This is a genomic window from Micromonospora sp. NPDC049139, from assembly GCF_055586845.1.
Genome location: NZ_JBVJHK010000050.1, coordinates 1 through 5,840, shown reverse-complemented (window position 1 = coordinate 5,840; position 5,840 = coordinate 1). Strand labels below are relative to the sequence as shown.

Here is a 5,840-nt window from a genome sequence, read left to right as displayed (position 1 = left end):
GTGGGTCGTCGGGTCGGTGGGGTGCTCGCTTCCGGTGGCGTGGGGTTGGCTGATGTGGCGTACACGTTGCAGGTGGGTCGTCGGCATTTCGAGCGTCGGCGGGCGGTGGTCTGCCGCGACGCCACCCAAGCCGCGGCGGCCCTCACCGGAGCGGACCCCGAGCGGCTGCTGACCGGCCGGGCCGGCGACCTCCCACCCGCCCTGGTGTTCCTCTTCCCCGGCGGCGGCAGCCAGTACGTCGGCATGGGCCGCCAGCTCTACGCCACCGAGCCGGTCTTCGCCGAGCACCTGGACCGCTGCGCCGACCTGGCCGCCCCCCGGCTCGGCTACGACCTGCGCGCGGCGGTGCTCGCCCCCGACGGCGACCGCCGCGCGGCGGAGATCCTCGACACCACGGCGGGCCGGCTGACCGCGCTGTTCGCCGTCGAGTACGCGCTGGCCAAGCTGTGGGAATCCTGGGGCGTGCGCCCGGAGGCCATGCTCGGGCACAGCAGCGGCGAGTACGTGGCCGCCTGCCTGGCCGGCGTCTTCGACCTCGCCGACGTCATCGACACCGTGGCCCTGCGCGGCCAGCTCATCGACCGGCTGCCCGACGGCGCCATGCTCGCCGTCAACCTCCCCGAGCACGACGCCGCCCGGTACGCCGGCGACGACCTCGACGTCGCGGCCGTCAACGGACCCGAGCAGACGGTGCTCTCCGGGCCGGCCACCGCCGTCGAGGCGGCCCGGGCGGCGCTGGACGCCGACGGGGTCCGCGCCAAACTGGTCCGGGTACGCCAGGCGGCGCACACCCGGATGCTGGACCCGCTGCTCGCCGAGTTCGCGGCGCACATGGCCACGGTCACGTTGCGGCCCCCGCAGGCGCGGGTCGGGTCCAACGTCACCGGCACCTGGCTCACCGCCGTCGAGGCCACCGACCCCGGCTACTGGGTGCGCCACCTGCGGGCCACCGTCCGCTTCGGCGACAACCTGCGCGCCGCCGCCGCCCTGCCGGACGCCGCGTTCCTGGAGGTAGGGCCGGGGCACGCGCTCGGCACGATGGCCCTGGCGATGAGCCGGGCGGCCGGCGCCGAGACCACCACCTCCATCGTGGCCTCCCTGCCCGCCGCCCCCGAGCAGGACGAGAACGAGACGCTGCTGAGCGCGCTGGCCCGGCTCTGGCTGGCCGGGGCGGCGATCGACTGGACCGCCTTCTCCGCGGGCGAGCAGCGGCGCCGGGTGCCCCTGCCGACCTACCCGTTCGAGCGTCGCCGCTACAGCCTGCTCAACGGGTCGACGCCCGCCGCCCCCGAGGCGCCGGCGACGGCCGGGCCGAAGCACGACCGGCCCGACCTGCCCACCGAGTACGAACCACCGCGCACCGAGATCGAGGAGACCGTGGCGCAGGCGTGGCGGGAACTGCTGGGCTACCGGGAGATCGGCGTCTTCGACGACTTCCTGCTGCTGGGCGGGGACTCGCTGCTCACCGGCCGGCTGGTCGCCCGCCTCCAGGACACCTTCCAGGTCCCGATCACCGTCGCGGAGGCCTTCGCCCGGCGCACCGTCGCCCAGCAGGCCGACCTGCTCCAGGACCGGCTCCTCGCCGAGCTCGAAGGGCTCTCCGACGCCGACGCCGAACGGCTGATGAGCGAGGCGGACCCGTCGGAGGCGGGGCGATGACGGCGACCCGCGGCACCACCGCCACCTCGATCCCGCTCCGGCCCCCCGGGCGGCCCGCCCCACTGTCGTTCCAGCAGCGCCGGCTGTGGTTCCTGGACCGGCTGGTGGGCCGGGACGCCGGCGTGCACAACATGGCGATCACGCTGCGCCTGTCCGGCCCGCTCGACGTCGCGGCGCTGGACCACGCGCTGCGCCTGATCCGCACCCGGCACGAGGCGCTGCGCACGACCATCCACGACGACGGCGACGAGCCGGTCCAGGTGGTCGAACCGGTCGACGACACCCCGATCGAGACGCTGGACCTGACGGCGGTGCCCGACGACCGGCGTCCGGCGCGACTCGACGAGACCGTCGCCGCCCGCGCCCGGGAGCCGTTCGACCTGCGCCGCCCGCTGATCCGTACGCTGCTGGTCCGCCTCGCCGCCGACGAGCACGTGCTGCTGGTGACGATGCACCACATCATCGCCGACGGCTGGTCCGGCGGCGTGCTGGCGCAGGAGCTGGCGGAGGGCTACGCGGCCCGGCTGGCGGGCCGGCAGCCGCGGCTGCCCCACCTGCCGTTGCAGTACCCCGACTTCGCGGCCTGGCAGCGCGCGTACCTGACCGGGCCGGTCCTGGAGCGGCAGCTCGGGTACTGGTGGGACCGGCTGGCCGGCGCGCCGCTGGTGCTGGACCTGCCCACCGACCGGCCCCGTCCCGCCGTGCAGAGCCACCGCGGCGCCACCCTGCGGCTGGACCTGCCCGCCGACCTGGCCGCCGCCCTGCAACGGTTCAGCCGCGCCGAGCAGGTCAGCCCGTTCATGCTCGGCCTGGCCGTCTTCGCGGTGGTGCTGTCCCGCTGGTCCGGCCAGCAGGACCTGGTCATCGGCACGCCGGTGGCGAACCGCACCCGACCCGAGCTGGAGCACCTGTTCGGCTTCTTCGCCAACACCCTGGCCCTGCGTACGCGGCTCGACGGGGAGCTGACCCTCCGGCAACTGCTCGACCGGGTGCGCGGCGACCTGTCGGCCGACTTCGCCCACCAGGACGTGCCGTTCGAGATGCTGGTCGACGCGCTGCACCCGGTGCGTGACCTCAGCCGGCACCCCGTCTTCCAGACCCTGTTCAGCTGGCAGGACGAGCCGATGCGGCCGTTCCGGACCGGCGAGCTGGTCGTCACGCCGATCCCGCAGCACAGCGGCAACTCCCAGTTCGACCTGTCCTTCTACGCCCACCGCACCGGCGACGACGCGGTCTTCTGCATCGTCGAGTACGCCACCGACCTGTTCGACGCCGACACGGTGCGGGGGCTGGCCGACCAGTTCGTCGTCGCGCTGCGACACGCCGTGGCCGACCCCGACCGGCCGGTGGCCCGGCTGCCGCTGCTGGACGACGCGCAGCACCACCGGGTCACCGTCGCCTGGAACGACACCGCCGTGCCGGTGCCCACCGCCTGCGTGCACGACCTCGTGACGGCGCAGGCCGCCCGCACCCCGGACGCGGTCGCGCTGACCTGCGGCGGGCGGGCGCACAGCTACCGCGAGCTGGACGAGCGGGCGGAACGGCTGGCCCACCGGCTGCGCGCGGCCGGCGCCGGCCCGGGCCGGCTGGTCGGGGTCTGTCTGCCCCGTGGCGCCGACCTGGTGGTGGCCCTGCTGGCGGTGCTGCGCTGCGGGGCGGCGTACCTGCCCCTCGACCCGGCGCACCCGGCCGGGCGGCACGCCGACCTGCTGGACGACGCCGCCGCCGAGCTGGTGGTCACTGCTGACGAGTGGGCCGAGCGCTTCCCCGGCCGGCGGACGTGCCCGCCGCACGCCCCGGCCGACGACCCGGCGCCCACCGCCCCGCTGCCCCCGGTCGACCCCGACGCGCCGGCCTACCTGCTGCACACCTCCGGCTCGACCGGGCGGCCGAAGGGCGTGCTGGTGCCGCACCGGGCCGTCGTCGACTTCCTGGTCGGCGTCCGGACCTGCCCGGGCCTGCTGCCGACCGACGTGGTCCTCGCGGTCAGCACCATCTGCTTCGACATCGCGCTCTACGAGGTGCTCGCCCCCCTCACCGTCGGCGCGCACGTCGTCCTCGCCACGGAGGACGACGTCCGCCAGGGCGACAGCCTGCGCCGGCTCGTCCGGGAGCACCGGGTGACCGTGCTCGACGGCACGCCCTCCACCTGGCGGCTGCTCGTCGGCGCCGGCTGGGCGGGCGGCGACCTGCGGCTGGCGGTCTCCACGGCGGAGGCCCTCACCCCGGAACTCGCCGAGCAGCTGCTCGACCGGTGCCCCGAGGTCTGGAACATGTACGGCCCCACCGAGACGACGGTGTGGGCCGCCGGCCACCGCGTCCGGCGCGGCGAGCGACCCGTCCCGATCGGCCGCCCCACCCCGAACACCCGGCTGTACGTGCTGGATGCCGCCGGCGAGCCGGTGCCGCCCGGCGTGCCGGGGGAGCTGTACGTGGGCGGCGCCGGGGTGGCGCACGGATACCTCGGCGCGCCGGCCACCACCGCCGCCCGCTTCGTGCCCGACCCGTTCGGCCCGCCCGGCACCCGGTTGTACCGGACCGGGGACGTGGTGCGGCTGCTCCCCGACGGCGTCGTCCAGTACCTCGGCCGCACCGACAACCAGGTCAAGCTGCGCGGCTACCGCATCGAGCTGGGCGAGATCGAGGCGACGCTGCGCCGGCACCGGTCGGTCGCCGACGTGGCGGTCCTGCTGGAGGGCGCCGACCCGGTGCGCCGGCACCTGGTGGCCTATCTGGTGGGTCGGGGAGACGACGCCCCGGACGCCGCGGAACTGCGGTCGTGGTGCGCGGCCACGCTGCCCGCGTACATGGTCCCCGCCCGGTTCGTCGCGCTGCCGGCACTGCCGCTGAACAGCAACGGCAAGGTGGACCGGCGGGCCCTGGCGCAGACGCCCGGCACGGACCTGACCGCCGGCGCCGCCGGGCCGGGCGCGCCGCTGGGGGCCACCGCCCGGCGGGTCGCCGAGGTGTGGCGCGACCTGCTGGGCCGCGACTGCGGCCCGCACGAGAACTTCTTCGACGCGGGCGGCCACTCGCTGCTCGCGGTCGAACTCCAGCGCACCCTCGCCGACCGGTTCGGCGTGGACGTGGCGCTGCTGACCATCTTCGAGGTCCCGACCATCGTCGGCCTGGCCACGTACCTCGACGCGGCGGCCGGTCCGGCCGCCGCCGCGCCGGCCGGTGCCGTACCGGCCATCGACGCGGAGTACGGCCGCCGACGGCGGTCCGCTCACCGGCTCCGGCCACGAACCGGCCCGGCCATCCACCAGCCACCGAGAGGGGAAGCCCATGACGCCGGCCCGAACCGCTGAGACCAACCCGGGCACCACCACCGCGGACCTGCCCGAGGAACTGGAGAACGCCCTGGCGGTGGTCGGCCTGGCGGGCCGTTTCCCCGGGGCGTCGAACGTGGCGGAGTTCTGGCGGAACGTGTGCGCCGGGGTGGAGTCGGTGACGTTCTTCTCGCCGGAGGAGTTGGCGGCGGCGGGGGTGCCGGAGTCGGTGTACTCGCATCCGTCCTATGTGCCGGCGAAGGCGCGGTTGGACGGCGTGGAGTTGTTCGACGCGGAGTTCTTCGGCTTCAACGCGCACGAGGCGGAGATGACGGATCCGCAGCACCGGTTGTTCCTGGAGTGTGCGTGGGAGGCGTTGGAGGACGCGGCGTACGACCCGGCGCGTTTCCCGGGCCGCATCGGCGTCTACGCCGGCCAGTCCATGAACACGTACTCGCTCTACAACATGATGCGCAATCCCGCGCTGGCGCAGGCGTTCTACCTCGACTACCTGCCCATGATGATCAGCTCCAACGACGACTTCCTGGCCACCCGGGTCGCGTACAAGCTGGACCTGCACGGCCCCGCGATGACGATCCAGACGGCGTGCTCGACGGGGTTGGTGGCGATCCACCAGGCGTGCCAGTCGCTGCTGGCGGGGGAGTGCGACATGGCGTTGGCCGGCGGCGTCGGGGTGAAGATCCCGGAGAACGTCGGCCACGTCTACCGCGAGGGCACCGGGCTGTCCCCGGACGGGCACTGCCGGGCCTTCGACCGCAACGCGAGCGGGATCGTCGGCGGCAGCGGCGTGGGTGTCGTGGTGTTGCGGCGGTTGGTGGATGCGGTGGCGGCGGGGGATGTGGTGCATGCGGTGGTGCGGGGTTCGGCGGTGAACAACGACGGTGGTGG

The 5,840-nt window shown here is 74.9% G+C and carries 3 protein-coding genes; all 3 read left to right on the top strand.

Annotated elements, in window-relative coordinates; all coding sequences use genetic code 11:
- On the top strand, positions 1–1,659 hold a 1,659-nt coding region (locus tag ACZ6Q9_RS34070; protein WP_396831404.1), incomplete at its 5' end, for an acyltransferase domain-containing protein.
- Positions 1,656–4,970, top strand: a complete 3,315-nt coding sequence (locus tag ACZ6Q9_RS34065) for an amino acid adenylation domain-containing protein (RefSeq protein ID WP_396831403.1) — start codon at positions 1,656–1,658, stop codon at positions 4,968–4,970. The genes ACZ6Q9_RS34070 and ACZ6Q9_RS34065, both read left to right, overlap by 4 nt.
- The coding region (locus ACZ6Q9_RS34060; protein ID WP_466021478.1) for a beta-ketoacyl synthase N-terminal-like domain-containing protein at positions 4,948–5,840 on the top strand (893 nt) is incomplete at its 3' end. The genes ACZ6Q9_RS34065 and ACZ6Q9_RS34060, both read left to right, overlap by 23 nt.